The organism is Kitasatospora sp. NPDC054795, from assembly GCF_053611565.1.
In genome coordinates, this window is the sequence record NZ_JBSHAP010000018.1 from 39857 (window position 1) to 65256 (window position 25400).

The 25400-nt window shown below is 71.3% G+C and carries 23 protein-coding genes; 6 read left to right on the forward strand and 17 right to left on the reverse strand.

Translation table 11 applies throughout. The features are described 5' to 3' along the window. Nucleotides 1-3: 3 nt before the first annotated feature. From ACWGJO_RS09285 to rfbB, 5 genes are all read right to left on the reverse strand, one after another. Nucleotides 4-402 (reverse strand): DUF2304 domain-containing protein, encoded by a 399-nt coding sequence (locus ACWGJO_RS09285; protein ID WP_359897514.1) that lies wholly within the window; start codon nucleotides 400-402, stop codon nucleotides 4-6. After that, complete coding sequence (locus ACWGJO_RS09290; protein ID WP_387686287.1) at nucleotides 399-1088, reverse strand: glycosyltransferase family 2 protein; 690 nt, start codon at nucleotides 1086-1088, stop codon at nucleotides 399-401. The genes ACWGJO_RS09285 and ACWGJO_RS09290 overlap by 4 nt, the downstream gene beginning before the upstream one ends. Nucleotides 1089-1156: 68 nt before the next feature. After that, nucleotides 1157-2479, reverse strand: a complete 1323-nt coding sequence (locus ACWGJO_RS09295; protein WP_452182869.1) for a lipopolysaccharide biosynthesis protein — start codon at nucleotides 2477-2479, stop codon at nucleotides 1157-1159. An 11-nt stretch (nucleotides 2480-2490) separates the two neighbouring features. Next, nucleotides 2491-3426 carry a dTDP-4-dehydrorhamnose reductase gene (gene rfbD / locus ACWGJO_RS09300; RefSeq protein ID WP_380351760.1) on the reverse strand — a complete coding sequence of 312 codons (936 nt, stop codon included), beginning with the start codon at nucleotides 3424-3426 and terminating at the stop codon, nucleotides 2491-2493. After that, complete coding sequence (rfbB, locus tag ACWGJO_RS09305) at nucleotides 3423-4400, reverse strand: dTDP-glucose 4,6-dehydratase (protein WP_359897517.1); 978 nt, start codon at nucleotides 4398-4400, stop codon at nucleotides 3423-3425. The genes rfbD and rfbB overlap by 4 nt, the downstream gene beginning before the upstream one ends. An 81-nt stretch (nucleotides 4401-4481) precedes the next feature. Here rfbB and rfbA point away from each other — a divergent pair, with 81 nt between their 5' ends. After that, nucleotides 4482-5357 carry a glucose-1-phosphate thymidylyltransferase RfbA gene (rfbA, locus tag ACWGJO_RS09310; RefSeq protein ID WP_359897518.1) on the forward strand — a complete coding sequence of 292 codons (876 nt, stop codon included), beginning with the start codon at nucleotides 4482-4484 and terminating at the stop codon, nucleotides 5355-5357. Next, complete coding sequence (rfbC, locus tag ACWGJO_RS09315; RefSeq protein WP_359897519.1) at nucleotides 5354-5953, forward strand: dTDP-4-dehydrorhamnose 3,5-epimerase; 600 nt, start codon at nucleotides 5354-5356, stop codon at nucleotides 5951-5953. Before rfbA ends, rfbC begins: the two co-directional genes overlap by 4 nt. Before the next feature lie 74 nt (nucleotides 5954-6027). Here the strand turns inward: rfbC and ACWGJO_RS09320 are convergent, their stop codons facing one another. The 9 genes from ACWGJO_RS09320 to ACWGJO_RS09360 all read right to left on the reverse strand — a co-directional run bounded on the left by ACWGJO_RS09320 (nucleotide 6028) and on the right by ACWGJO_RS09360 (nucleotide 16436). Next, nucleotides 6028-6477 (reverse strand): GtrA family protein, encoded by a 450-nt coding sequence (locus ACWGJO_RS09320; RefSeq protein ID WP_452182870.1) that lies wholly within the window; start codon nucleotides 6475-6477, stop codon nucleotides 6028-6030. Continuing rightward, nucleotides 6474-7406, reverse strand: coding sequence for a glycosyltransferase family 2 protein (locus ACWGJO_RS09325; protein ID WP_452182871.1), 933 nt, complete (start codon nucleotides 7404-7406; stop codon nucleotides 6474-6476). The genes ACWGJO_RS09320 and ACWGJO_RS09325 overlap by 4 nt, the downstream gene beginning before the upstream one ends. A gap of 220 nt (nucleotides 7407-7626) precedes the next feature. Beyond that, nucleotides 7627-8820: an elongation factor Tu gene (gene tuf / locus ACWGJO_RS09330; RefSeq protein WP_359897522.1), complete on the reverse strand. Its 1194-nt coding sequence runs from the start codon at nucleotides 8818-8820 to the stop codon at nucleotides 7627-7629. Between the two features lie 199 nt (nucleotides 8821-9019). Continuing rightward, the gene (gene fusA / locus ACWGJO_RS09335; RefSeq protein WP_359897523.1) at nucleotides 9020-11125 is read right to left on the reverse strand and encodes an elongation factor G; all 2106 of its coding nucleotides are present in this window, start codon (nucleotides 11123-11125) and stop codon (nucleotides 9020-9022) included. A gap of 39 nt (nucleotides 11126-11164) precedes the next feature. After that, nucleotides 11165-11635 carry a 30S ribosomal protein S7 gene (rpsG, locus tag ACWGJO_RS09340; RefSeq protein ID WP_030055803.1) on the reverse strand — a complete coding sequence of 157 codons (471 nt, stop codon included), beginning with the start codon at nucleotides 11633-11635 and terminating at the stop codon, nucleotides 11165-11167. A gap of 2 nt (nucleotides 11636-11637) precedes the next feature. Then, nucleotides 11638-12009 (reverse strand): 30S ribosomal protein S12, encoded by a 372-nt coding sequence (gene rpsL / locus ACWGJO_RS09345; protein WP_014144289.1) that lies wholly within the window; start codon nucleotides 12007-12009, stop codon nucleotides 11638-11640. A 376-nt stretch (nucleotides 12010-12385) separates the two neighbouring features. Beyond that, nucleotides 12386-13987, reverse strand: a complete 1602-nt coding sequence (locus ACWGJO_RS09350) for a DUF2142 domain-containing protein (RefSeq protein WP_452182872.1) — start codon at nucleotides 13985-13987, stop codon at nucleotides 12386-12388. 47 nt (nucleotides 13988-14034) lie between these two features. After that, complete coding sequence (locus ACWGJO_RS09355) at nucleotides 14035-15624, reverse strand: hypothetical protein (RefSeq protein WP_452182873.1); 1590 nt, start codon at nucleotides 15622-15624, stop codon at nucleotides 14035-14037. A gap of 266 nt (nucleotides 15625-15890) precedes the next feature. Beyond that, entirely contained in the window at nucleotides 15891-16436 is a 546-nt protein-coding gene (locus tag ACWGJO_RS09360) for a DUF1707 and DUF4190 domain-containing protein (protein ID WP_452182874.1), read from the reverse strand. 266 nt (nucleotides 16437-16702) lie between these two features. Here ACWGJO_RS09360 and ACWGJO_RS09365 point away from each other — a divergent pair, with 266 nt between their 5' ends. The 4 genes from ACWGJO_RS09365 (at nucleotide 16703) to ACWGJO_RS09380 (ending at nucleotide 21708) form a co-directional block, all read left to right on the forward strand. Then, nucleotides 16703-17524, forward strand: coding sequence for an ABC transporter ATP-binding protein (locus ACWGJO_RS09365; protein WP_452182875.1), 822 nt, complete (start codon nucleotides 16703-16705; stop codon nucleotides 17522-17524). Continuing rightward, nucleotides 17521-19155 carry a transporter gene (locus ACWGJO_RS09370; RefSeq protein WP_452182876.1) on the forward strand — a complete coding sequence of 545 codons (1635 nt, stop codon included), beginning with the start codon at nucleotides 17521-17523 and terminating at the stop codon, nucleotides 19153-19155. The genes ACWGJO_RS09365 and ACWGJO_RS09370 overlap by 4 nt, the downstream gene beginning before the upstream one ends. A 97-nt stretch (nucleotides 19156-19252) precedes the next feature. Continuing rightward, the gene (locus ACWGJO_RS09375) at nucleotides 19253-20524 is read left to right on the forward strand and encodes a DUF2786 domain-containing protein (RefSeq protein ID WP_452182877.1); all 1272 of its coding nucleotides are present in this window, start codon (nucleotides 19253-19255) and stop codon (nucleotides 20522-20524) included. Between the two features lie 71 nt (nucleotides 20525-20595). Beyond that, the gene (locus ACWGJO_RS09380; protein ID WP_452182878.1) at nucleotides 20596-21708 is read left to right on the forward strand and encodes an ADP-ribosylglycohydrolase family protein; all 1113 of its coding nucleotides are present in this window, start codon (nucleotides 20596-20598) and stop codon (nucleotides 21706-21708) included. 16 nt (nucleotides 21709-21724) lie between these two features. Here the strand turns inward: ACWGJO_RS09380 and ACWGJO_RS09385 are convergent, their stop codons facing one another. Genes ACWGJO_RS09385 through ACWGJO_RS09395 form a run of 3 tightly spaced genes read right to left on the reverse strand, consistent with a single transcriptional unit; the run spans nucleotide 21725 to nucleotide 25333 of the window. Then, nucleotides 21725-23044 (reverse strand): serpin family protein, encoded by a 1320-nt coding sequence (locus tag ACWGJO_RS09385; RefSeq protein ID WP_452182879.1) that lies wholly within the window; start codon nucleotides 23042-23044, stop codon nucleotides 21725-21727. 55 nt (nucleotides 23045-23099) lie between these two features. Next, nucleotides 23100-24098 (reverse strand): ADP-ribosylglycohydrolase family protein, encoded by a 999-nt coding sequence (locus ACWGJO_RS09390; protein WP_452182880.1) that lies wholly within the window; start codon nucleotides 24096-24098, stop codon nucleotides 23100-23102. Between the two features lie 20 nt (nucleotides 24099-24118). Next, the gene (locus ACWGJO_RS09395) at nucleotides 24119-25333 is read right to left on the reverse strand and encodes a cytochrome P450 (RefSeq protein WP_387686256.1); all 1215 of its coding nucleotides are present in this window, start codon (nucleotides 25331-25333) and stop codon (nucleotides 24119-24121) included. Between the last annotated feature and the right edge of the window lie 67 nt (nucleotides 25334-25400).

The window sequence follows — 25400 nt, forward strand, 5'->3', positions numbered from 1 at the left end:
GGATCAGGCCTTGCTGCGGTCGACCGGCGCCGAGACCGGCAGGTCCAGGTCGAAACGCTCCTCGTTCAGGCGGGCGCCCTCGTTGATCGCCACGGTGCGCGCCAGATCGGTGAGCTTCTTCTCCAGAGAGCGGAAGCGCAGGAAGGTGTTCAGGGTCAGGAAGCCCATCGCCAGCACCATCCCGTACAGCACCAGGTCGGTGCCGCGGCCGACGCCGAGCTGGTGGGCCAGCCAGGTCACGTCGGTGGGACGCAGCACCGCGTAGATGTTCACGACCACGAAGACCGAGAACGCGATGCGCTTCCAGGCGCGGGTGTTGGCACGGTCCCAACGCCGGATGAACATGTAGGCGAGAGTGACCGAGCCGAGAATGAGAACCAGCTGGATCCAGAAGAATTTCATCGGCGGCTACGCTCCCGCAGCGAGATGTCGAAGATGATGTTGACGCCGTTGATCAGGGACTGACCCTTGGCGCGTGAGTAGTCGGTGTACAGGATGTCCACCGGGAGTTCGGCGACCCGGAGGTCCGAGCCGGCGAGGAAGCTGACGATCTCCGACGCGTGTGCCATGCCGTTCATGGTGATCCGCAGCCGGCCGGCGGCCTCGCGGTTCAGCACCCGCAGGCCGTTGTGGGAGTCGGTCAGCTTGAGCTTGCGGGCGGTCGGGCTGACGGTCGCCGCGGTGCGCAGGACGACCCGCTTGATCCACGGCACCTGCCCGTTCTGCTCGATGAAGCGCGAGCCGAGGACCACGTCCGTGTCGCCCTCCCGCAGCAGGGCGACCATCTTCTCGACGTCGGCGGTCTGGTGCTGACCGTCCGCGTCGAAGGTGGCGAAGTACTTGGCGCCCGGCTGGGCCAGGGCGTAGGCCAGGCCGGTCTGGAGGGCGGCGCCCTGACCGAGGTTGACCGGGTGGCGCACCAGGTGCGCGCCCGTCGCCATGATGTGCTTGGCCGAGTCGTCGCCGCTGCCGTCATCGACCACCACGATGTTCGGGAACGTCTTTCGCGCCCCCTCCACAACGTCGGCGATCACCTGGCCCTCGTTGTAGGCCGGGATCACCAGCCAAACATCGTCGTACTGGGACACGGAGGCTCCATGAATGGGGTCTGGCCCGCGCTGCTGCGCGGCGATCTGAAGATGAGGGGCGGACACGGTCATTCACCGGCCGTCCGGCTGCTCAGCACCGCGGCGTTCGGGTCCCCCGGCTGCTGGACGAGGCCGGCGGAATTCGTCGCCGAACGGGCGAAACTCTGCCTCAGCACCGCCAGCATACCGAGGACGGTGGCCACGGAACCCGCCGTGTACGCAAGGATCACGCGGGTGGACACCTCGCCCGGCAGGAAGGTCACCCCGGCGAGGACCGCGGTGCCGAGCGCCCAGCAGAGCAGCTGAAGGTTGTGCCGCTTGAATACCATCAGCGCCTGGCCGAGCACCATCGCGAACATGTACGCCACGGTTCCGGCGGACAACCAGAAGAAGTCGAGGCAGCCGAGCACCGGCTTGGCGCCGAACAGCACCTGGATCAGCCACGGGCCGAGGGCGACCGCCGGGATCCCGCCGAGCACGCCGAGCGCGCCCACCACGACGCCGATCTTCTTGAGCATCCCGGTGAAGGCCGCCCGGTCCCCGACCGCGATCGCGGCGGAGAGGCCGTTCAGCAGCGAGGCCTGGAGCGAACCGAAGACGAACAGCGGCACCCGGGCCAGCACCAACGCGTTGAGCAGGGCGGCGATCAGCGCGGAGTCCGAGGGCGCGAGCAGCTTGGTGCTCACCACGGCCGCGTTCACCACGACCTGCGAGAGCAGCGTCGAGCAGATCAGCAGGCCCAGCCCGGAGCAGAGTTCGGACCAGCCGACCTGCTCGCCGGGCTTCACCGCGCGCAGCAGCGGCGGCAGCGTGGCGATCGTGGCGAGGATCGGCGCGACGGCCAGGATCAGGCTGAACGCGAGCGCCGAGTGCACTCCGGCCACGCCGCAGGCGAAGGCCAGGCCGATCCGCAGGCCGCCGTCCAGGCCGAGCTGGGTGCCGTACGCGCCGAAGCGGCCGAGGCCGGCCAGCACGCCACGGGTGAGGTAGCAGACGGCCATGCCGGTGAAGGCCCCGCCGAGCGCCAGCACCAGCGAGCGGTCGCCGTGGAACATCGACCGGGCGATCGGGCCGGAGGCGGCGCCGAGGACGATCAGGGTCGCCCCGAGGATCCCGCCGGTGAGCAGGGCCGCCCGGCGCAGGACCGGCGCGGCACCGTGGCCGAGCGCCGCGCGCGCCGCGACGATCCGGGTGAGCTCCTGCTCGATCGGGAAGAAGACGCCGATGCCGACGGACATCACGATCGTCCACAGCAGCGAGACGTTCGCCATGTCGTCGACGGACAGGCTGTGGCCCGCCACCCCGAGGTGGATGTAGGAGGCGGCACCCAGGACGACGGTGCCGCCGGCCACCGCCAGGGTTCCCGGCGGTAGCGCGGCAGCCACCTTCATCAGTGCGTTCTTCACTGAGGTCTGTCGCTCTCGGTGGTCCGGGCCGTTGCGGCCAGTTCGGCGAAGACGGGCCGGGACAGCGCCTCGGCCAGCATGGCCCGCCACTCGGGCAGCGGCGCCAGCCCGGCGGCGGCCCAGCGGTCGTGGGCCAGCACGCTGAAGGCGGGGCGGGCGGCCGGGCGGACGAAGGCCTCCGACGTGGTCGGGCGGATCCGCTCCCGGTCCAGCCCGCTCAGCGCGTAGGTCTCGCCGGCCAGTCCGCACCAGGTGGTGCGGCCGCTCGCGGTGCCGTGGTAGACCCCGGCCGGGGCCTGCCCGGCGAGCGCGGCCCGGCCGAGCTCGACCAGGCGGCCGGCCAGCGCGTACGACCAGGTCGGCTGGCCGTGCTGGTCGTCCACCACGTCCAGGGTGTCCCGCTGGGCGGCGAGCTTGAGCATGGTGGCCACGAAGTTCGGGCCGTGCTCGCCGTACAGCCAGGCGGTGCGCACGATGTAGCCGTGCTCGGGGAGCAGTTCGGCGACCGCCTGCTCCCCCACCAGCTTGCTGCGGCCGTACGCGTTCACCGGAGCGGTCGGGGCGTCCTCCGGGCAGGGCTCGGTGGCGTCGCCCGGCAGGACGTAGTCGGTGGAGACGTGCAGCAGCCGCGCGCCGGTACTGGCGCAGGCCGCGGCGAGGTGGCGCACGCCGGTGCCGTTGACGGCGGTGGCGGCTGCCTCCTCGGTCTCCGCACCGTCGACGTTCGTCCACGCGGCGCAGTTGACCACGATGTCGTGGCCCTCGACGGCGGCCAGGACGGCCGCCGCGTCGGTGATGTCGAGGTCCGCCCGGCGCAGCGCGGTGATCTCGGCGGTCCCGTCGGCGCCCAGCACCGACAGCAGGTCCTGCCCGAGCATCCCGGCCGCGCCGGTGACCAGCCAGCGCACGGGCGCGGCGGCGTTCGCGGTCACTTGGCCAGGGCCGCCTTCTGCTTCAGCGGCTCCCACCAGGCGCGGTTCTCGCGGTACCAGGCGATGGTCGCGGCGAGGCCGTCCTCGAAGCGGACCTGCGGCTCGTAGCCGAGCTCCTCGCGGATCTTGCTGATGTCGATGGAGTAGCGGAGGTCGTGGCCCTTGCGGTCCGCGACGTGCTCGACCATGTCCCAGCCGGCGCCGGCGGCCTCCAGCAGCAGGCCGGTCAGCTCCTTGTTGGTCGCCTCGGTGCCGCCGCCGATGTTGTAGACCTCGCCCGCGCGGCCGCCGCGCATGACCAGCTCGATGCCCCGGCAGTGGTCCGAGACGTGCAGCCAGTCGCGGACGTTGCCACCGTCGCCGTACAGCGGCACCTTCTTGCCGTCGATCAGGTTGGTGGTGAACAGCGGGATGACCTTCTCCGGGAACTGGTAGTGCCCGTAGTTGTTGGAGCAGCGGGTCACCACGACGTCCATGCCGTGGGTGCGGTGGTAGGCCAGCGCCAGCAGGTCGGAGGAGGCCTTGGAGGCCGAGTACGGGGAGTTCGGCTCGAGCGGCCAGGTCTCAGTCCAGGAGCCCTCGTTGATCGAGCCGTACACCTCGTCGGTGGAGATGTGGACGAAGCGGCCGACGCCGTGCTTGCGGGCCGCGTCGAGCAGCACCTGGGTGCCGACGACGTTGGTCAGCACGAACGGGCCCGCGCCGGCGATCGAACGGTCCACGTGGGACTCGGCGGCGAAGTGCACCACCACGTCGTGTCCAGGCATGACCTGGTCGACGGCGTCCGCATCGCAGATGTCGCCCTGGACGAAGGTGTAGCCCTTGTGGTCGGCCACCGGAGCGAGGTTCTCCAGGACGCCCGAGTAGGTGAGCTTGTCAAAGACCGTGATCCGGGCATTCTCGTCAGCCCCGAGGAGCTGACGGACGAACTCCGAACCGATGAATCCGGCGCCGCCGGTCACGAGGATGCGCATAATGCGCGTAGTCTACCGCCGCCCGAACGCCCTCCCGACCCGGCCCCTCCCGCGTTCACCGATCTCGAATAGGGTGCACCCATGCGTGGAATCCTCCTGGCCGGCGGCACCGGCTCGCGGCTGTGGCCCCTGACCCGTGCGGTGTCGAAGCAGCTCCTCCCGGTCTTCGACAAGCCGATGATCTACTACCCCCTCTCGACCCTGGTGATGGCCGGGATAAGCGAAATCCTGATCATCACCACCCCGAACGACCGGGACCAGTTCGAACGACTGCTGGGCGACGGTTCCCAGTTCGGCCTGAAGCTCCAGTACGCCGTCCAGGAGAAGCCCGAGGGCATCGCCCAGGCCTTCGTGCTCGGCGCGGACTTCATCGGCGACGAGCCGGTGGCCCTGATCCTCGGCGACAACATCTTCCACGGCACCGGCCTGGGCACCGCGCTCACCGAGCACTCCGACATCAAGGGCGGCCGGGTCTTCGCGTACCCCGTGGCCGACCCGACCGCGTACGGCGTGGTCGAGTTCGACGGGACCGGCCAGGTCATCTCCATCGAGGAGAAGCCGACCGAGCCCAAGTCCCGTTACGCCGTCCCCGGCCTGTACTTCTACGACAACCGGGTCGTCGAGATCGCCCGCACGCTGGAGCCGAGCGCCCGCGGCGAGCTGGAGATCACCGCCGTCAACGACGCCTACCTGCGCACCGGCGACCTGCACGTGACGATCCTCGACCGCGGCACCGCCTGGCTGGACACCGGCACGTTCGTGTCGATGGTCCAGGCCTCGGAGTTCGTCCGGGTCATCGAGGAGCGCCAGGGCTTCAAGATCGGCTGCATCGAGGAGGCCGTCTGGCGGGCCGGGCTGATCGACGACGCCCAGCTGCGCGAGCTCGCCGAGCCGCTGCTGAAGAGCGGCTACGGCCAGTACCTGGTGGGCCTGCTCGAAGAGGCGGCCGCCAAGTGAAGTTCCGTGAGCTCTCCATCGAGGGCGCCTTCGAGATCACCCCTCAGGTGCACGGCGACGCCCGCGGCCACTTCACCGAGTGGTACCGCTTCGACCGCCTCGCCGAGGTCGTCGGCCACCCGCTGAACCTGGCCCAGGCCAACCTGTCGCTCTCCGCCAAGGACGTCGTCCGCGGCATCCACTTCGCCGACGTCCCGCCCGGCCAGGCCAAGTACGTGGCCTGCACCCGCGGCGCGGTGCTGGACGTCATCGTCGACCTGCGGGTCGGCTCGCCGAACTTCGGCAAGTGGGAGTTCGTCCGGCTGGACGACACCGAGCGCAAGGCCGTCTACATCCCGGAGGGCCTCGGCCACGGCTTCTGCGCCCTCACCGACGACGCCACGCTGACCTACCTCTGCTCGGCGACGTACAACCCGACCGGCGAGCACGGCGTGCACCCGCTGGACCCGGATCTCGGCATCGAGTGGCCGACCGACGCCCCGCAGCTCTCGGCCCGCGACGCGGTGGCGCCCTCCCTCGCGGAGGCGCTCGCCGACGGCCTGCTGCCGGACTACCAGGCCTGCAAGGCCTACACGGACTCGCTGAAGCAGCAGTAGCGCAGCCCGGCCCACACGGAGGGGGCGCGTGCCACGGCATGCGCCCCCTCCGTCGTCGTCTCCCCCGCGCCGGCTCAGGGCGTCCGGAAGACCCACACCTTGGCCAGCACGAACCGGACCACCGTGGCGAGGCCGTTGGCCACCACCAGCCCGGCCACCTCGACCGTCCGGGAGGCGTGCGGCACCGCCACGTCCAGCAGCGCCAGGGCACCGCTGGACAGTCCCAGCCCGATCAGGAACGCGACCGCGCCCTGCAGTTGGTGGCGCACCGCGCCGTCCGAGCCGGTGATGCCGAAGGTGAAGCGGCGGTTGGCCGCGGTGTTGGCCATCGCACTGACCGCCAGCGCGATCAGGTTGGCCACCTGCGGCGAGGTCACCAGCCGCAGCAGCACGAACAGCGCCAGGCAGAAGACGGTGCTCAGCACCCCGATCACCAGGAAGGACGGCAGCAGCCGGCGGACCGGCCGGGGTGCCTCGGCGGGCTCCTCGCGCTCGTCCCGGGCCGTGGGGAGGCTCTCGTTCACGCGCCCGCACCGTACCGGTCCGGCTCCTCGGCCGAGTCGTAGCCGACGAAGTACGCGGGCCGCGCCTGGACCGCCGAGTAGATCCGGCCGACGTACTCGCCCAGCAGGCCGACGCAGACCAGCTGCACGGCGCCGATGAAGAGCATCCCTATGAACAGCGAGGACCAGCCGGGCACGGTGGAGCCGACGGCGTACGCGATCGTGGTGTAGAGCGCCAGCAGGATGCAGACCAGGAAGCTGAACAGCCCGAGCCAGGTGGCCAGTCGCAGCGGGGCGGCGGAGAAGTTGGTGACGCTGTCGAACGCGAGCCGGACCATCTTGGACAGCGGGTAGTGGCTGCTCCCCGCGATCCGCTCCTCGCGCACGTAGACCACCTCGCCGCTGGGGAAGCCCAGCCAGGGCACCAGCAGCCGGTAGACCGGCTGGTGCTCGGGCATCGCCTTGAGCGCGTCCACGGCCGCCCGGCTCAGCAGCCGGAAGTCGCCGGCCTGGTTGGGCATCCGCTTGCCGACCAGTCGGCGCATCAGCCGGTAGTACCCGCCTGCGGTGTGCCGCTTGAAGAAGGTGTCGGTGCCGCGGTCGCCGCGCACCCCGTAGACGATGTCCAGGTTCTGCTCGCGGGCGAGCGCCAGCATCTCGGGGATCTTCTCCGGCGGGTCCTGGAGGTCGGCGTCGATGGAGACCACGTAGTCGCCGAAGGCGCGGTGGAGGCCGGCGGTGAGGGCGGCCTGGTGCCCGGAGTTGCGGGCGAAGCGGACGATGCGGAACTCCGGCCAGTCCTGGCGGATCTTCTGCATCAGCACCGGGGTGACATCGGTGCTGCCGTCGTCGACGCCGACCACCTCGTAGCTCACGTCGAGCCCGTCGAGGATCGGCCGCAGCCGTTCGACGGTCAGCGGGAGCGCCTCCTGCTCGTTGTAGATAGGCATCACGACCGACAACAGCGGTGCCGTTGACATGCGTTGGTCCCACTTTCCACGACGGCCGGGCTGGATGTCGCCCGACCATAACAGTCTGCGATGAGCGGCCGCTGAAAGGAGGCCCGCTCCGGTGAACCGCTGATGAGACGCCGAAGGGCCCCGCGCACCGTGCGGTGCGCGGGGCCCTTCGGACTGAGCCTGTACGAGGCAGGCAGGTCAGACCATCAGACTACTTGATGATCTTGGTGACCTGGCCGGCGCCGACGGTGCGGCCACCCTCACGGATGGCGAACTTGAGGCCCTCCTCCATGGCGATCGGCTGGATCAGCGCGACGGTCATGGCGGTGTTGTCGCCCGGCATGACCATCTCGGTGCCCTCGGGGAGGGTCACGACGCCGGTCACGTCCGTGGTACGGAAGTAGAACTGCGGGCGGTAGTTGTTGAAGAACGGGGTGTGGCGGCCACCCTCGTCCTTCGACAGGATGTAGGACTGGGCCTCGAAGTCGGTGTGCGGGGTAACCGAACCCGGCTTGATGATGACCTGGCCGCGCTCGACGTCCTCGCGCTTGATGCCGCGGAGCAGCAGACCGACGTTCTCACCGGCCTGGCCCTCGTCGAGCAGCTTGCGGAACATCTCGATGCCGGTGACCGTGGTGGTGGTCTTGGTCTCCTTGATGCCGATGATGTCGACAGTCTCGTTGACCTTGAGGATGCCACGCTCGATACGACCGGTGACGACGGTGCCACGACCGGTGATCGTGAAGACGTCCTCGATCGGCATCAGGAACGGCTGGTCCACGGCGCGGGCCGGGGTCGGGATGGCCTCGTCGACCGCGTGCATCAGGCCGAGGAGCTTCTCGCCCCACTCCTTGTCGCCCTCCAGCGCCTTCAGCGCGGAGACGCGGACGACCGGCAGGTCGTCGCCCGGGAACTCGTACTCGGAGAGCAGCTCGCGGACCTCGAGCTCGACGAGCTCCAGGATCTCCTCGTCGTCCACCATGTCGGCCTTGTTCAGGGCGACGACGATGTACGGAACGCCGACCTGGCGGGCCAGGAGGACGTGCTCCTTGGTCTGCGGCATCGGGCCGTCGGTGGCGGCGACCACGAGGATGGCGCCGTCCATCTGGGCAGCACCGGTGATCATGTTCTTGATGTAGTCGGCGTGACCCGGGCAGTCGACGTGGGCGTAGTGGCGCGCCTCGGTCTGGTACTCGACGTGCGCGATGGAGATGGTGATACCGCGCTGCCGCTCCTCCGGCGCCTTGTCGATCTGGTCGAACGGCGTGAAGGGGTTGATCTCCGGGTACGCGTCGTGCAGCACCTTGGTGATGGCCGCGGTCAGCGTGGTCTTACCGTGGTCGATGTGACCGATGGTGCCGATGTTGACGTGGGGCTTCGTCCGCTCGAACTTCGCCTTCGCCACTGAGTCCTCCTGAGGACAGTTCCTGTACGCCGTGCTGACGCCAGTTGGTCTTTGATCGGTTTTGGTGCGGGTTGTCCGGAGGACATCCCGTGCCGTCCCGCTGGTGGGGGGCCGGAGGCTCCCGGGAGGATCCGACCGGATCCTCCCGGGTTGCCTCCGAATAGCCTAAGGCTTCGCTATCGTCCCGATTATCGGGACGTCACTCGCCCTTGGCCTTGGCGATGATGTCGTCCGCCACGTTCTTCGGAACCTCGGCGTACGAGTCGAACTGCATCGAGTAGCTCGCGCGACCAGAGGTCTTGCTGCGCAGGTCACCGACGTAGCCGAACATCTCGGAGAGGGGCACCAGCGCCGTGACGACGCGGGCACCGTGACGCTCGTCCATGGACCGGATCTGGCCACGGCGAGAGTTGATGTCGCCGATCACGTCGCCCATGTAGTCCTCGGGCGTGGTGACCTCGACGGCCATCATCGGCTCGAGGAGGACCGGCTTGGCCTTCCGCGCGCCTTCCTTGAACGCCATCGAACCGGCGATCTTGAACGCGAGCTCGGAGGAGTCGACGTCGTGCGCCTGACCGTCGAGCAGGCTCACCCGGACACCCTGCAGCGGGTAGCCGGCGAGGATGCCGAACTCCATGGCCTCCTGGCAGCCGGCGTCGACCGACGGGATGTACTCGCGCGGAACGCGGCCACCGGTGACCTTGTTGACGAACTCGTAGCCCTCGGCCTGCTCGAGCGGCTCGATCGCGATCTGCACCTTGGCGAACTGACCGGAACCACCGGTCTGCTTCTTGTGGGTGTAGTCGATGCGCTCGACCGCCTGGCGGATGGTCTCGCGGTACGCGACCTGCGGCTTGCCGACGTTGGCCTCGACCTTGAACTCACGGCGCATACGGTCGACCAGCACCTCGAGGTGCAGCTCGCCCATACCCGCGATGATGGTCTGGCCGGTCTCCTCGTCCGTGTTGACCTGGAAGGACGGGTCCTCCTCGGCGAGACGCTGGATGGCAACACCCAGCTTCTCCTGGTCACCCTTGGACTTGGGCTCGATCGCGACGCGGATGACCGGGGCCGGGAAGTCCATGGACTCCAGGATGACCGGGTTCTTCTCGTCGGACAGCGTCTCACCGGTGGTGGTCTGCTTCAGGCCCATGACGGCGATGATGTCGCCGGCGCCCACCGAGTCGATCTCCTCACGCTTGTTCGCGTGCATGCGGTAGATCTTGCCGATGCGCTCCTTCTTGCCCTTGACGGCGTTCAGCACCGAGGTGCCGGACTCCAGGCGGCCCGAGTAGACCCGGACGAAGGTGAGCTTGCCGAGGTGCGGGTCCGACATGATCTTGAACGCGAGCGCGGCGAGCGGCTCGTCGTCCGAGGCCTTGCGGGAGATCTTGACCGTGTCGTCGCCGGGCTTGGTGCCCTCGATGGACTCGATGTCCAGCGGCGACGGCAGGTACTTGACGACCGCGTCGAGCAGGGGCTGAACGCCCTTGTTCTTGAAGGCGGTACCGCAGAAGATCGGGGTGAAGTCCGAGTTCAGGGTGCCCTTGCGGATCGCGTCCTGCAGCAGCTCGACCGGGATCTCCTCGCCCTCCAGGGCGAGCTCCATGATCTCGTCGCTGACGTTCGAGACCGTGTCGATGAGCGCCTCGCGGTACTCCTCGGCCTGCTCCTGCAGGTCGGCCGGGATGTCGACGACGTCGTACATCTCGCCCTTGGCGGCCTCGGCGGACCAGACCAGCGCCTTCATGCGGACCAGGTCGACAACGCCCTGGAAGTCCGACTCGGCACCGATCGGCAGCTGCATGACCAGCGGGGTGGCGCCGAGGCGGTCCACGATGGTCTTGACGCAGAAGAAGAAGTTCGCGCCCGTGCGGTCCAGCTTGTTGATGAAGCAGATGCGCGGGACGCCGTAGCGGTCAGCCTGCCGCCACACGGTCTCGGACTGGGGCTCGACACCGGCGACACCGTCGAACACCGTCACGGCACCGTCGAGGACGCGCAGCGAACGCTCCACCTCGACGGTGAAGTCGACGTGGCCCGGGGTGTCGATGATGTTGATGGTGTTGTCGACGTCGTCAACGGTCCAGTGACAGGTCGTCGCGGCCGACGTGATCGTGATGCCGCGCTCCTGCTCCTGCTCCATCCAGTCCATGGTGGCAGCGCCATCGTGGACCTCACCGATCTTGTACGAGACACCGGTGTAGAACAGGATCCGCTCGGTGGTGGTGGTCTTGCCCGCGTCGATGTGCGCCATGATCCCGATGTTGCGGACCCTGGCGAGGTCAAGGGAGGTTGCAGCCATGGTGGCTCGTTCTCTCTCTGTCTAGTGACGGGGTACGGACTACCAGCGGTAGTGCGCGAAGGCCTTGTTGGACTCGGCCATCTTGTGGGTGTCCTCACGACGCTTCACGGAAGCGCCCAGGCCGTTGCTGGCGTCGAGGATCTCGTTCATGAGGCGCTCGGTCATGGTCTTCTCGCGACGGGCGCGGGAGTAACCGACCATCCAGCGCAGCGCCAGGGTGCTGGCGCGGCCCGGACGGACCTCGACCGGAACCTGGTAGGTCGCGCCACCGACACGGCGGGACTTGACCTCGAGGGCCGGCTTGACGTTCTCCAGCGCACGCTTCAGCGTGACGACCGGGTCCGAGCCGGTCTTCTCACGAACGCCCTCGAGGGCGCCGTAGACGATCCGCTCGGCGGTGGAGCGCTTGCCGTGCAGCAGGATCTTGTTGACCAGCTGAGTGACGACCGGGGAGCCGTAAACCGGGTCGATGATGACCGGGCGCTTCGGGGCGGGGCCCTTACGAGGCATTCTTACTTCTCCTTCTTGGCGCCGTAGCGGCTGCGGGCCTGCTTGCGGTTCTTGACACCCTGGGTGTCGAGCGAACCGCGGATGATCTTGTAGCGGACACCAGGAAGGTCCTTCACACGACCACCGCGCACCAGCACGATGGAGTGCTCCTGCAGGTTGTGGCCCTCGCCCGGGATGTAAGCGGTGACCTCGATCCCGCTGGTGAGGCGCACACGGGCGACCTTGCGGAGAGCCGAGTTCGGCTTCTTCGGGGTGGTCGTGTACACACGCGTGCAGACCCCACGGCGCTGCGGGGAACCCTTCAGCGCGGGAGTCTTGTTCTTCTCGACCTTGTCCTGCCGGCCCTTTCGGACCAGCTGCTGGATCGTAGGCACCGTTTCTCCGTTTTCTGTGTGCCAAGGCTTGGTGGAACTAACCTGCGATGTCTCCCTCGCACACGGCCCCGTGGTCGACCCACGCGGTCGGGTGTGTTGGGCTTGTTACGACACGGAATCCCATGGCTGCTGTACAGCGACGGCGCTCTACGCGCGGCGCGCTGGGAAGCGCTCCGGCTCGGCGCGGCGACCGGTGTGCATGCACGCACAAGGACCCGGGGACACCCCAGGCACAAGGTCAGAGCGTACCTAGCGCATCGGGCTCGGTCAAAACAAATGCAACGCCGCAGGTCGCGGGGCTTGCGCCGAAAGCGGGCCGGGAACCGGGCCGGGGCGGGGCTCCCTACCACAACCGGGCAGCCCCCGCACCGCGACCCTACGCCTCCGCGTGGGCCCCGGCGAGCCGGGGCGGGTCCTGGCTGGCGCTGCCGCCGGCCGCCCCGGCCGACTGCGGCAGTGGGCGCTCCCGGTTGTCCGACACCGCCGTGAGCAGCCCCAGCGCGAGCGCGGCCAGCGTGTACACGGCCAGCCAGAGCATCCAGGTGCCGGGCGGGGACCAGTGGGCCGGGTTGATCAGCAGCGGGCCGGTGCTGCCGACGGTGTTGCGGCGCAGCGCCCAGAGGAAGGCCGCGGCGTTGACCAGGGACAGCGAGAAGCCGGCGATCACCAGCAGCCGGCGCCAGGCGAAGCCGCCCCAGGGAAGCCGCTCGTGGCAGATCGCGGCGCACAGGATCGGCAGTCCGACGGCGAACGGCAGCAGGTAGCGGCCCTGCCAGATCATGCCCAGCTGGCGCGCCTGCATGGCCTGTGCCGCTATCGGTATCACCACGACGCCGGCCATCACGCCGACGATCGCCAGCGCGTCGCGGAACCGGGCGTAGCAGAGCGCGAACATCGCCAGGGCGAGCGCCACGCCGCACCAGACCAGCAGCGTCGCGGCCGGCGCCTCGGCGTCCAGCCAGCCGAAGTAGCCGATCATCTGCTTCATGTAGAGCAGGCCGAAGTCGAAGGTCTTCCGGGCCGCGGCGAGCGGGGTGAGGTCGCTCGGGGTGTTGATGATCGAGTTGTCCGGGTGGCTCGACGACCAGGCCAGGGCCGCGACGGCCCCCGCTGCCGCCAGGCCGCCCCAGAGCCAGGTCACCTTGCGGCGGAGCACTTCGCGCACCGCCCCCTTCTGGCCCAGCAGCAGCGCGAAGAACAGGGCCCCGGCGAACCAGATCAGGCCCAGCGGGCGGATGCTGATCAGCACCAGCGCGCCGATGCCCAACCGCGCCAGCCGGCGGTTCAGCAGGAGCGGGTCCGGGCTCATCAGCATCGGCAGCCCGGCGCTCCAGACCAGGATGCCCGCCGCGATCTCCGGACCGCTCGGGTTGACCACGCCGAACAGGAACAGCGCCATCGGCGTGGCCGCGGTGATCACGCCGAGCAGGGTGAAGGAGCGCCGCCGCCACTCCGCCGCCGAGACCACCGCGCTCGCCACCAGGGCGGAGCAGATCAGCGCCGACATCAGGCGCATCAGGTAGAAGGCCTTGGCCCCGTGGACCAGGAGGCTGGGCCAGCCCACCGCGAAGTAGTACGCCGGGTGGTAGCGGCCCGCCGCGGTGGTCACCAGGGTCTCCCCCGGACGGTCCACGAGCCGGGGCGCGCAGGAGGCCGGCTGCTCGGGCTTGAAGACGTAGCAGCTGTTGACGTCCTTGAGGTCCTGGTAGATGCGCGGGAGCTCGACCCCTGTCTCGGCGAACTGGCCCTCGATGCCGCCCACCAGGTGCGGGACCATGACCTCCCGTCCCTCGACCTGGCCTCGGGCGACGGCCGCCGCCCGGATCAGGTGTGCGTGCTCGTCCGGCGAGGCGCCGGTCGGCGAAGCGAACGCCCAGGCCCCACTCAGTGCGAACAGGATCGCGAACGCCACGACCCACAGACGCCTCGGTGAGGAGACGAGCCGGTCGGCGAGGCTCTTGACGGCGGTGATCATCATCAGGATTGGGCCTTCGGGGTCAGTTCGGGCTCATGGGCGGGAACTGGTTACTTGATCATGCTGAGCCATGACTGGTCACCGGTCTTGGAGCACTGCCCACCCGGCGCGAACTTCGGGCAGGTGCCGTCGAGGTTCTGCATGGTGTGCGACACCCACGGCAGGATGCGGTAGGTGTCCTCCTTCGCCGGCATGTAGCGGTCCGCCATCGACGAGGAGACCGTACCGAACAGGAAGAGAAGAGCGAACAGCGTACCGATCACGGCCGCCTGCGGACCCGGCAGGGCCGTTCCGGCGGTTCCGGCCGTCCCGGCGGCCTCCGCGGCCCGGCGGCGCTCGGCCAGCCGGAGCGAGACCAGGTGGGCGAGCAGGGCGCAGAGCAGCAGACCGCAGTAGAGCAGCTGGTTGTTGGTCCGGGTGTAGAGCTGGACCGTCTGCGTCTCGTACATGTGCGAGGCGATGAACATCCGCATCACCCAGGCGCTCGCGAACATGCAGCTGATGGTGACGATCACCGGCTTGCGGATGCCCAGCCAGAGGGCGGCGCCCAGTGCGACGAACATCACCACCGCGAACAGGTCCATGCCGCCGAACTCGCCGGGGATCGGCCAGTCCCCCACCTTGCCCGGCATGTCCGTACGCCACATCAGGAAGTACGCCGGGTCGGTGAAGTTGTCGAAGCGGAAGTTGGAGTCCTTGGTGTCCGGTGCCTCCGTCAGCATGGTCACCAGGTAGCTGCCGCAGACCAGCAGGAAGGCGACCCCGGTGGTGCCGAGGTACGCCAGGCCCTTGCGCCGGTCTTCGTGCCAGGGGAAGTACATCAGCGCCGCGACCAGCACGCCGAGGGCGCTCCACAGGAACCAGCCGGAGTACGTGAGGAACATCAGGCCCAGCAACACCCCGAAGCCGCCCGCCTTCAGCAGCAGCAGCCGCCAGCCGTCCGTCCCGCTCCGGCGCAGGTGCACCACCACGGCGACCAGCACGGGCACCAGGACCACCAGCACGGTCTGGCTGTACGGCTTGTAGGCGTCGATCAGGGCGAAGGCCGGCAGCACGCCGAAGGCCAGTGCGCGGACCGGGCTGAGCAGCATGCGCCACGAGAGGTAGACCAGCGGGCCGAACGCGGCGGCGCCGAAGATCTGCAGGTCCTTGAAGGCGTACGCGGTGTTGCCGCCGCGGAACAGCTCCGCGTAGAAGCCCAGGGTGTAGAGCGGCGCCGGCGGGTAGACCGGCGAGCCCGAGGGCTGACCGTTCACCACCGCGTGGGCCCACTCGACGATGCGCTGGCTGTCGCCGTTCATGCCGAACATCGGCCAGGGCGTGCCGAGCAGCGCGATGACCGCGCCGGCCGCCACGAAGCCGCTGGCGAGACCGGCGATGGCGGCCGAGGAGAAACGGGACGCCAGGCCGAAGTGCCGGCCCGAGCGGAAGCGCATCGCGAGCACGACCGCGCCGAGCAGGAGGAAGCCGATGACCGCGAACCGCAGCTGCACCGCGGCGAGACCGCTCACCTGGGCGATCCGGTTCAGCGGGTCCATCTGGAAGCCGCGCGCCATCAGCGGGAGCACCAGGGCGGCCAGGAAGGAGACCGCGGCCTCGCCCGCGAGCAGTGCCGGAGCCGACGTCCGGAGCCGGGCCACGGAGCGGCCCGCGGATCCCCGGATCAGCGAACGTCCTCCGATCGGCGGGATCCTGGAGGCCTCTTGGGCACTGACTGTCACTGGCACGGTCCTCAGCTCGTGGTCGCTCGCTCGGCCCGCCCGGCCCTTCGGCGTCGGCCGGTGACGGAGAACGTACTGCGTCCGGGTGCGCGGCGGCAGCCCCGGGCATCATAGGTCCTCCGCCTGAGGATGGCCCCATCGGGAAGAACGGCCGACCACCGTGGGATCACCCGACCGGGTGGGCCTCAGGCGAAGCCGACGAGGATCATCAGGGTCCAGAACGCGCACCCCAGGTAGCCGATGACCAGGCCGAGGACGGCAGCCCAGTCGCCGTCCATGTTGCGGCGGCGGATCTCCGAGCGGGCGATGTGGCCGGTGATCACGGCGGGCGCGGAGAGGCCGACCAGACTGGCCACCAGGGAGACCACGGCGAGCACGTTGGTGGGGCGGGCCTGCACCGGCGGCGGGACGGCCATGAAGGTGGCCGGAACCGGCGTGGCGGCGGCCGGCGGCGCCGTCATCGGCCCGGAGGGCAGGTCGGCCACCAGCACGGCCAGCTGACCGTAGGTCTGCGCCGCGGCCACGGCCTCGTGACGCTGCTCGTACTCCTGGACGGAGAGCCGCCCCTCGGCGAACGCGGCCTTGAGCACGTCGAGCGTCCGGTCCCGGTCCGCGTGGCCCGCCCGCATCGCCGCCTGCGACGACACCGCGGGCACCGGCTGCCAGCCACCCGCCGACTGCTTGCCGGGCGGATAGCCGGAACCGGGCTCGCCCCATGGTTGTACGGACATCCGCCACCTCCCGGTAGCGCGGCACCCCCGCGCACGTCACTGCTTCCTCATAGTGCAGGACGAACAGCCGAACTGAGTAGTTGCCAAATCGGCCCAGTAGCCGCCGAGAAGAGGATATTGGTCGGCGTGCCTCACCCGTTCGGCGGATGTGCTCAGGGGATGCTCAACTCGGACGACAGCCTGTTCGAGCAGTGACAGGCTGAGCCCCGAGAGCTTCCACCAGCACGATGCCCACCACTCCACCACCACGAGCAGAGAAGGCCGCCATGCAGGCGTCAGCGCCGCCGTCCTCCGACCTCCCCGGGCCGGGAACCCCGTCCGCCGTCAGCATCCAGGGGCTCTGGAAGCACTTCGGCGCCCAGGCCGCGGTGGCCGGGCTGAGCCTGGAGCTGCCGGCCGGGGCGTTCATCGGCCTGGTCGGGCCGAACGGTGCCGGCAAGACCACCACGCTGTCGATGGTCACCGGGCTGCTCCGGCCCGACCAGGGCACCGTCCTGGTGCACGGCACCGACGTGTGGGCGGACCCGGTCACGGTCAAGGCGCGGATCGGCATCCTGCCCGAGGGCCTGCGGATGTTCGAGCGGCTCAGCGGGCGCGAGCTGCTCCAGTACACCGGGCGGCTGCGCGGCCTGCCCGGCGCCGAGGTGGACCGGCGGGCCGAGGAGCTGCTGGCCGTCCTGGACCTCGGCCGGGACTCCGACAAGCTGGTCGCCGATTACTCCACCGGCATGCGCAAGAAGATCGGCCTGGCCGCGGCGCTGCTGCACAACCCGGACGTGCTGTTCCTGGACGAGCCCTTCGAGGGCGTCGACCCGGTCTCCGCCCAGACCATCCGCGGCGTGCTCAAGCGGTACGCGGCGGCCGGCTCCACGGTGGTCTTCTCCAGCCACGTGATGGAGCTGGTCGAACAGCTCTGCGACTGGGTCGCCGTGGTCAACGCCGGCCAGGTGATCGCCCAGGGGCCGCTGGACACCGTCCGGGGTGGGCGCAGCCTGCACGAGGCCTTCCTGGACCTGATAGGCGTGCGCGAGGACGACGGGCAGGCGCTCGGCTGGCTCGGCGGCGGGCAGCCCGGGGGTGCCCTGTGACCGAGCGGAGCGAGGCCACGCGCACGGCCTCGGTGCCCGACGGGCGGACGGTGGTGCGCGCCCTGGTCGCGCTCAAGCTGCGGCTGCTGCGCAACGGGCTGCGGCGCAGCCCCGGCCGGACCACCGTCTACGTGATCGGCGGCGTCCTGGGCCTGGCCCTCGCGGCCGGCGTCGCCGTCGCCATGAGCGCGCTGAACGGGCGCTACGCGGGCTCCGGGGACGCCGGGGTGATGCTGCTCGGCGTGCTGGCCCTGGGCTGGGCCGCCCTGCCGCTGTTCCTCTTCTCCAGCGACGAGAGCGCCGACCCGACCCGGCTGACCATGCTGCCGCTGCGGCCCGGCCCGCTGCTGCGCGGCTCGCTGCTGGCCGCGCTGATCGGACCGGGGCCGCTGATCAGCCTGGTGCTGGTGACCGGCGCGGTGCTGGCCGGCGCGGCCGGCGGCGCCTCGGCCGCGGTCGCGGTGCCCGCCGTACCGCTCGCGGTGCTCTGCCTGGTCACGCTCTCCCGGGCGGTCGCGGCGGGCAACGCCCGGATGCTCTCCAGCCGGCGCGGCAAGGACTTCGCGATCTTCGGCGGGCTGGCCTTCGCGCTGCTGGTGCAGGTCGCCAACGTCGGCTCGCAGAGCATCCTCGGCCGTCGGGGCGGACCGATCGACCTCACCCCGCTGAAGCCGATCGCCTCGGTGCTGCGCTGGATCCCGCCGATCAGCGCGGCGGACGCGCCGCGCACCGCCGGCGAGGGCCGGTACGGGCTCGCGCTGCTCCAGCTCGCCGCGGCCGCCGCGCTGCTGGCGCTGCTGCTGCGCTGGTGGCGGCGGAGCCTGCAGGAGCTGATGGTCACCGCCGACTCCTCCACCCTGGAGGTGGCCCGGGGGGTGCAGAACTCGCGCGGCTGGCGCTTCCTGCCCCAAGGCCGCACCGGCGCGGTGATGCAGCGCCACCTGCGGTACGCCTGGCGCGAGCCGCGGGCCAAGGCCGCGTTGTTCACCAGCATCGGGATGACGCTGGTGATCTGCGTGCTGTCGATGGTCCAGGGCTGGGCGAGCGTCTACCTGCTGGCGATGACCGGGGTGTTCCTGGGACTGCAGATGCTCAACCTGTTCGGCATGGACGGCTCGGCGTTCTGGATGGTCGCCGCCACCCTGCGCACCCCGGCCGACGCCCGGTCCGAGCTGCGCGGCCGGGCGTACGCGGTGCTGTCGTACGCCGTCCCGGTGACGGTGGTGCTGGGGCTGGTGCTGGCGGCTGTCACCGGCCGGTGGGGCGAGCTGCCGTCCGCGCTCGGCCTGGCGCTGACCCTCCTCGGCTGCGGGATCGCGCTGGGCTCGATGTTCAGCGTGCTGGCGCCCTACACCATGCCGGCCGACAGCAACCCGATGCGCAACGCCGCCCCCGGACAGGGCGGGCTGATCCTGCTCAACCAGTTCGGCTCGATGCTCGGCGTCACGGTGCTGGCACTGCCGGTCGGCGGCTACCTCGCCTGGGCGCTGGTCTCGGACGGGCCGAGCTGGCCGGTGCTGCTGATCGGCCCGCTGTACGGCGCCCTGGTCGCGACGCTGGGCGTGCGGATGGCCGCGGGCCGGCTGCTGGAGCGCACGCCGGAGATCCTGGCCAAGGCCATCGAGCGCTGAGCCGCGGGCCCCGCCGGCCCGAGCGCCGGACGGTCTTCGCCGCGGCTCCGGCATCATGGGCAGGAGGCCGGACCGTCGAGGAGAGCAGGGACACACCGTGGGCGAGCGCGCGCAGCAGGCCGGGACCGCCGGGCCGCTGCTGGAGCAGGCGGTGCGGTCGGTGCTGACGGCACCGGAGGACGCACTGGACCTCGCCCTGGACACCGGGGCCTCGCTGCTGGCCGCCTCGGCCGGGCAGTGGCCCGAGGTGAGCCGGGCGGTGCTCGGCCACGCGGACACCGCCGTCGGCCGCTGCTGGTCCGCCGGATGGCGGCCGGCCGACCTGGCCCGGGTGGTACGGCGCGAGCTGCAGCCCGTCCACCTGGCCCTCGCCGTGGACCTGATCGCCGCCGAGGACCGCCGCCACCCCGCAGCCGGCCTGGACCGGCGCTGGCGGGAGCAGCTGCGCGAGCTGGAGGCCGAGGTGTGGTGGTCCGGCGACGAGGAGTACCTCGGTGCCTTCGCCCACCGGCACCGGCTGGACCGCTTCGCGCTCGCCACCGCCGTCCTGGAGCTGCTGCGCACCTGGGGCCGGCTGCCGCCGATCGCCCCGGTGGGGCCCGCCCCCGGGCAGGCCGTCCGGGGGCGGCACTCGGCGCCGGTGACCGGCGAGCCGCGGATGCTGGCGCGGATCCGGGCGCTGCTGGCCAAGGCCGAGTCGACCGAGTACCCGGAGGAGGCCGAGGCGCTGACCGCCAAGGCCCAGCAGCTGATGGCCCAGCACAGCATCGACGACGCGCTGCTGGCCGCGGCCGGCGACGACCGCGACACCCCGGCGGCGCTGCGGATCGGGGTGGACAACCCGTACGAGGGTCCCAAGACGATGCTGCTGGACGCGGTCGCGGCGGCCAACCGGTGCCGGGTGGTGTGGGCGAAGGAGTTCGGCTTCTGCACCGTGGTCGGCTTCGACGGCGACCTGGACGGCGTCGAGCTGCTCTACACCTCGCTGCTGGTGCAGGCCACCCACGCGCTCAACAAGGCCGGCTCCCGCAAGGACTCGCGCAGCAAGGCGTTCCGGCAGTCCTTCCTGGTCGCGTACGCGGCGCGGATCCGCGAGCGGCTGACCGCCGCGACCGAGCGGGCCACCAGCGCCGCCGCGGCCGGCCGGCACCTGCGCGAGGACGGCACCGAGGAGCAGCTGCTGCCGGACGAGCGGCTGCTGCCCGCGCTCGCCGCCCGCTCCGAGGCGGTGGACGAGCAGGTCGACCGGCTGTTCCCGAAGCTGGTCTCGCAGCGGGTGCGGGTCAGCGACGGCGTGGGCTGGGCGGCCGGACGCGCCGCCGCCGACCGGGCCGCGCTGCACGGACGCGCCGGTGCGATCCGCCGGTAGGACCCGTCCCGCCGATCATTCCCCGGGGACCTGATAGAACGTAGTCCGCCACGAACGAAGGGGGACGCGACGTGACGGATCCGGCGGCGGAGTCAGGGTACCGGGACCGGGTGCGCGGAGCGCTGCTCGGCGGAGCGATCGGCGATGCGCTGGGCTGGCCGGTGGAGTTCCGGCAACTCCACCAGATCCAGGACCGGTACGGGCCGCAGGGCGTGACCACGCTGCCGGCCGGGCCCGGGCCGGTCGAGGTCACCGACGACACCCAGATGACGCTGTTCACCGCCGAGGGCCTGATCCGCGGCTTCGTCCGCGGCTGGACGGGCGGCGGCGGCTCGGTGCCGGAGGCCGTCCACGGCGCCTACCGGCGCTGGCTGCGGACCCAGTACCAGGGCGCGCCGGACACCGAGCCGCAGCCCCGCCCGTACGACGGCTGGCTGCTGAGCCGGCCCTTCCTGTACGCGCGGCGGGCGCCCGGCAACGCCTGCCTGAGCGGGGTGACCGAGCATCCGGTGTTCGAGGCGCCGTCCGCGATCGGGCTGCTGGGGCCGATCAACCCGGGTTCCAAGGGCTGCGGCACGGTGATGCGCTCGGCGCCGTTCGGGCTGGCCCGGCTCGGTGTCGAACAGTCCTTCGGGCTGGCGGTGCAGTGCGCCCAGCTCACCCACGGACACCCGACCGGCTACCTCGCGGCCGGCGCCTTCGCGGCCCTGGTCGAGCGGCTCGCGGACGGCACCGAGCCGTGGGCGGCGGTCGGCGAGACGGTGGAGCAGATCCGCGAGCTGCCGAGTTCCAAGGAGACCGTCCAGGCGCTGGCCCGGGCGGTGCGGCTGGCCCAGGAGGCCGAGCCGGCCGCGGAGACGGTGGAGCGGGTCGGGCTCGGCTGGATCGCCGAGGAGTGCCTGGCCATCGCGGTGTACTCGCTGCTGGCGGCCACCCTGGACCCCGACCCGGTGCGCACCGCGCTGCTGCTGTCGGTGAACCACTCGGGGGACAGCGACTCGACCGGCGCGGTCTGCGGCAACCTGGTCGGGGCCGCGTACGGCGCCGCGGCGCTGCCCCCCGAGTGGGCCGGGGCGGTCGAGGGCCGGTCCGAGCTGCGGCAGGTCGCCGACGACCTGCTGGTGCTGTTCGGCAGCCGCGACCCGCTGCACCCCGGGCTCGGCGGGCGCTACCCCGCCTGGTGACCACCCGGCCCGGTGACTACCCCGCCCGCGGGTCGGTGACCTGGCCGAGGAACAGCGGCGCGCCGCCCCGGGCGTCCCGGATCAGGAACAGGAACGGCCGGTCGACGTACAGCTGGACCGGCCGTTCGGCGTTCGGCACCGCCATCACCTCCATCCCGGCACCGCTGCCGGCCGCCGCGACCGTGCCGTCCTCGCCGACCTCGATCGTGGCCTTCTGCACCACCGTGCCGACGGCCAGCGGGTCTTTGGCGATGCCGCCGAAGTCGGCCGCGTCGAAGGCCGCCCGCACGCCGAGCGAGCGCAGCGCGGGGGTGAGCTCCTTCGAGGTGCCGAAGTGGAAGCGCGGCAGCCGGAGGTCGACCGGCCGCTCGGCGAGGGCCCCGAGGATGCGGTCGAGCTGGGGCTGGTCCAGGCCCTTGGCGAACGCGGCGAAGCCGCCCTGCGCGGGGACGATCAGGTCCATCACCAGCCCGCCCTCCGCGTAGGGCAGCTCGACGGCCTGCCAGGGCTCGCCGACGATCCCGCCGGAGCCGTCGGCGTACTTGAACTCCCCGGTCTGCCCCATCGTGGGGACGGCCGGGGCGGAGCCGTCGAGCTTGCGGAACGGGCGGTCGGCGGTGTGCGAGGGCTTGAAGGCGGAGGCCCACTTCGCCTTGAGGTACAGCGCGTCGGTGAGCACCAGCCGGGTGCTCGACGTGATCCCGTTCGAGCCGAACAGGTCCTTGATCCGGCCGTCGGTGGCCTTCTCCACGGCCGCGTTGACGGTCTTGCGGGCCCCGTCCGGGTCCTTGGCGAAGTCGGCCTGGTGGACCCCGGCGTCGAAGGCGGCGCCGAGGGTGGCGAGGTAGTCCGGCGCGACGGCCAGGCCCTGCTGGGTCCAGACGTCGTCGCTGCGGCGCAGGGTCAGCTTGTCGGTGGCCGGGACCGGCCGGTTCAGCGCGCCGGTGGCGAGCGCGTACTGCCGCGGGTCGAGCCCGGTGTGCAGGGCCTCGGCCAGTTCCCCGGCGGTGGCGCCGCGGGCTCCGGGCAGCAGCATGGCAAGCAGGGTGGCCAGGCCGGACGGGGAGACCACGAGGTTGCTCCCGGCGGCGTCCGGCTCGCCGGTCAGGGCGTGCAGGAGGTCCAGGCCGAAGGCGTCGGTGGCGGTCGCGGTGGCGGCCACCTGGGCCGGGTCGACGGCCGGCCGGCTCACGGTCGCGGACGCCCGGAGCTCCACGGGCGCGGCGGCCCCGGTGCTGCCGCAGCCGGCGAGCAGCGGCGTGGCGAGCACGGCCGCGAGGAGCAGCGCCGCCGGGCGGCGGAGGGTGCGACGGGTTGCGGTGCTGCGGTTCGTCATGGCCCTTCGACGTGCCGCCCCGCCCGCCGGTTCCGCCCGGCCGGCGCGCCCCGGCTCAGTCCCAGAGCGCCCCGAACTCCAGCAGTTCGTCCCGGTGCTCGATCCGCTCCACCCAGTCGGCCGGCCAGGCCGCTTCGCCGTGGTGGGCGCCGGCGAAGGCGCCGGTCAGGCAGGCCAGCGAGTCGGAGTCGCCGCTGGAGCAGGCGGCCCGGCGGACGGCCGCCACCGGGTCGTCGGGCAGCAGCAGGAAGCAGAGCAGGCCGGTGCCGAAGGCCTCCTCGGCGACCCAGCCCTCGCCGGTGGCCAGGCACGGGTCGGCCTCGACGTCGGGGGCGGCGAGCGCCGCGTCCAGCCGGTCGAGCACCTGGAGGCAGTCGTCCCAGCCGCGGGCGATGACGGCCTGCGGGGAGGCGCCGTACCAGTGGTCGGCGAGGTCGCCGAGCCAGAACGCGTCGTACCGCTCGCGGTTCGCCAGCGCGTACGCCCGCAGCACCGCGGGCAGTGCGGCGGGCGCAACGCCCTCGGCGAGCTTGCGCACGGCGTACGCGGTGAGGTCACTGGCGGCGAGCGCGGTCGGGTGGCCGTGGGTGAGCGCGGACTGCAGCTGGGCGGCGCCGGAGAGCTGCCGGGCGTCCAGGTCGCGGATCAGCCCGACCGGGGCGACCCGCATGTTGGCGCCGCAGCCCTTGGAGCCGATGTCGCTGGCCTGCTGCCAGCGGTACTCGTCGTGGCTGAGCCGCTGGCAGGCGCGCAGGCAGGTCATGCCGGGGGCGCGGTTGTTCTGCGGGGAGCGCCACCAGTCGACGAACTCCTCGCGGACCGGCCGTTCCAGCCGCAGGGGCGTCAGGGTCCCGCGCGCCAGGGCGGTGCGCAGGCCGCGGGCGAGGGCGAGCGTCATCTGGGTGTCGTCGGTGACCAGCGCCTTCTTCGGCAGCGGGAGCCGCCGCCAGTCGGGGTGGTCGGCGGCGATCCGCTCGATGTCCTGGAACTCGGTCGGCCGGCCCATCGCGTCGCCGATCGCCAACCCCAGCAGTGCCCCCGTCGCCTTGCCCACGGCAGCTCCCCCTCTTCCCGTCACACCTCGACCAACAGCTCCTTGAGCCCGCGGATCACGTAGCCCGGGTTCCACTCGGGCTCGCGGACCAGCCGCAGGCCCGGGGCCCGGCGCAGCAGCGTGCCGTAGGACTCGGTGAGCTCCAGTCTGGCGAGCGGGGCGCCCAGACAGAAGTGGATTCCGGCGCCGAAGGTGATGTGCGGGTTGTCGGTGCGGCCGAGGTCGAGGCGGTCCGGGTCGGCGAAGCGCTCGGGGTCGCGGTTGGCGGAGCCGAAGAGCAGGGCGATCTCGGCGCCGCGCGGGATGGTGACGCCGCGGACCTCGATGTCCTCCAGCACCCAGCGCTCGAACATCTGCAGCGGGGTGTCCCAGCGCATCAGCTCCTCGATCGCGGTGGGCAGCAGGGCGTCCACCGAGCCGCGCAGCCGGGCGAGCTCCCCGGGGTTGCGGAACAGCGCCCACCAGCCGTTGCCGGTGGTGTTGACGGTGGCCTCGTGGCCGGCGTTGAGCAGCAGCACGCAGGTGGAGATCATCTCCTGCTCGCTGAGCGCGTCGGAGCCCTCCTGGGCCTGGATGAGCGCGCTGATCAGGTCCGTCCCGGGGTTGCCCCGGCGTTCGCGGATCAGGGTGCGCAGGTAGTCGGAGAACTCGATGCTCGCGGTGACGGCCCGGCGGGCCGTCTCCTCGGTGGGGTTGAGCTCGAACATCCCGGTGATGTCGGCGGACCAGGGCCGCAGCAGGTGGCGGTCGGCCTCCGGCACGCCGAGCATCTCGGCGATCACGGCGACCGGCAGCGGCTCGGCGACGGCGGAGATCAGGTCGCCGCCGCCGGCCGCGAGCAGCCCGTCGACCAGTTCGCCGGCCAGCCGCTGCACGGTGGGGCGCAGCCCCTCGACCATGCGCGGGGTGAAGGCCTTGGAGACCAGCCGACGCAGCCGGGTGTGGTCGGGTGCCTCCAGGTCGAGCAGCCCGTGGTCGTTGAGGGTGTGGAAGGGCTCGTGCGCCGGGTCGGGCTCGGGGCGGCCGAACTCCTGGTGGCTGAAGCGGTGGGTGTAGGTGCGGCCGAGCCGCCGGTCGCGCAGCAGGGCGCTGACGTCCTCGTGGCGCGAGACGAGCCACTGGTTCGTGGGCTCGAAGTACGTCACCGGCGCGTGCTCGCGCAGTTCGGCGTACGCGTCGTACGGGTGGGCCACGAAGGCCGCCGACCAGGGGTCGAACTTCGCCGTCGTCGTCATCGGTCGATCACTCCAGGCCAGGAGGGGGGAAGCCGGAAAGATCATCGTACGCACGCGGTACGTCCGG

Bases quoted from the DNA above. Each gene is read 5' to 3' on its own strand.
- rpsG (WP_030055803.1), bottom strand. From the start codon at position 11,635: ATGCCTCGTAAGGGCCCCGCCCCGAAGCGCCCGGTCATCATCGACCCG.
- ACWGJO_RS09295 (WP_452182869.1), bottom strand. From the start codon at position 2,479: ATGAAGGTGGCTGCCGCGCTACCGCCGGGAACCCTGGCGGTGGCCGGC.
- fusA (WP_359897523.1), bottom strand. From the start codon at position 11,125: ATGGCTGCAACCTCCCTTGACCTCGCCAGGGTCCGCAACATCGGGATC.
- ACWGJO_RS09360 (WP_452182874.1), bottom strand. From the start codon at position 16,436: ATGTCCGTACAACCATGGGGCGAGCCCGGTTCCGGCTATCCGCCCGGC.
- ACWGJO_RS09385 (WP_452182879.1), bottom strand. From the start codon at position 23,044: ATGACGAACCGCAGCACCGCAACCCGTCGCACCCTCCGCCGCCCGGCG.
- ACWGJO_RS09285 (WP_359897514.1), bottom strand. From the start codon at position 402: ATGAAATTCTTCTGGATCCAGCTGGTTCTCATTCTCGGCTCGGTCACT.
- ACWGJO_RS09325 (WP_452182871.1), bottom strand. From the start codon at position 7,406: ATGCCTATCTACAACGAGCAGGAGGCGCTCCCGCTGACCGTCGAACGG.
- ACWGJO_RS09365 (WP_452182875.1), top strand. From the start codon at position 16,703: ATGCAGGCGTCAGCGCCGCCGTCCTCCGACCTCCCCGGGCCGGGAACC.
- rfbA (WP_359897518.1), top strand. From the start codon at position 4,482: ATGCGTGGAATCCTCCTGGCCGGCGGCACCGGCTCGCGGCTGTGGCCC.
- ACWGJO_RS09350 (WP_452182872.1), bottom strand. From the start codon at position 13,987: ATGATGATCACCGCCGTCAAGAGCCTCGCCGACCGGCTCGTCTCCTCA.
- ACWGJO_RS09395 (WP_387686256.1), bottom strand. From the start codon at position 25,333: ATGACGACGACGGCGAAGTTCGACCCCTGGTCGGCGGCCTTCGTGGCC.
- rfbB (WP_359897517.1), bottom strand. From the start codon at position 4,400: ATGCGCATCCTCGTGACCGGCGGCGCCGGATTCATCGGTTCGGAGTTC.